Here is a 1,269-nt window from a genome sequence, read left to right on the forward strand (position 1 = left end):
TGCTCGTCGCCCAGGGCGGCACGAACATCATCGGCTGCGGGCGGCGGGGGATCGTGTCACCCGATGACACCGCCGACGAATTTCGTACCTGGATCGCCGAGCACACCAATCCGGAGGCTCGGACGGGATCACTGCGGGACGCGCTGGTCGGGGCGGACGTGTTCATCGGGGTCTCGGCGCCGAACATTCTCACGGGCGAGGACATCGCGGCGATGGCCAACGACTCGATCGTGTTCGCACTCGCCAATCCGGTCCCGGAGGTCGATCCGGTCGCCGCGGGTGAGCATGCCGCCGTGGTGGCCACCGGCCGGTCGGACTTTCCGAACCAGATCAACAACGTCCTCGCCTTCCCAGGGGTGTTCCGTGGTCTGCTCGACGCGCACGCGGTCGATATCACCGACGAGATGCTGATCGCCGCGGCCCGCGCGATCGCCGACAGGGTGTCGCCGTCCGAGCTCAATGCCACCTACATCGTGCCGAGCGTGTTCGACGCGGGTGTCGCGCCGGCGGTCGCGGCGGCGGTGCGTCAGGTGGCCGAACGAGGGCGGCAGCCGCAGAACTGAGCCCAGTCGCTCCTGCATGTACTCGAAGGTGGCCAACAGGCCCGCGCCGCCACGCAGAACCACGGCGCCACAGCATTAACCCGTGCATAGAGTCACGAACGGCGATCGATGTCGACATAGGCGCAGGTGGCGGTCTCCGGCTCTCGAAATGAGCCTTCAGCAGTCTGCCGGGACCAACCGATCGAGCCGACAACTCCACCGATACCTGCCGGGAGCGTCCGGCAGGGCTGCGTCCCGTCGTCGGTGGCATTCCCTGCGCGGACATCTGAGAGTGCGTACTCGGTCCGGTCCGCAAGTAGTACGCACCGTACTACTGCATCCATCAGTACTGCATCCACCCCCCGCACGATCGGGTTGATGCGCCCGGCGAGACCGGCGAAGGTGTGGCCGGTGGGCCAGTGCAGCCGCCAGGACCGCACGTGCGCACTGATCCTCTTCCAGGGCGTCCCTTGCTGACCTCTATGCCTTCGATGCGTGGAGACCCCTACCAGCTGATCAGTACCGAGGCGTCGCCCGCCACTTCCTCCTCACACGTCCCGTCGCCGAGGCGCGAACCGGAGTTTCCGTCGCCGTAATGTTCCCGCCGAGCAGGCGCAACAGGCCGGGTGCACGATAACCGCATGCCCCACTCCAATCCGGTTGCCGCGTGGAAAACCCTCCGCCAGGGTAACGAGCGCTTCGTCAGCGGAGTCTCGATCCACCCCGG

Annotated in this window: 1 protein-coding gene and 1 pseudogene; both read left to right on the forward strand. The window is 66.9% G+C overall.

Annotation, left to right across the window (positions count from 1 at the left end; genetic code table 11):
• A partial coding sequence (locus tag AC1DWT_RS51415; RefSeq protein WP_477926293.1) for a malic enzyme-like NAD(P)-binding protein occupies nucleotides 1-563 on the forward strand: 563 nt, incomplete at its 5' end.
• 620 nt (nucleotides 564-1,183) lie between these two features.
• Nucleotides 1,184-1,269 (forward strand): annotated as a pseudogene (locus AC1DWT_RS51420) (carbonic anhydrase); the annotation flags it as partial.

It is taken from the genome of Rhodococcus sp. P4_B6, from assembly GCF_056402215.1.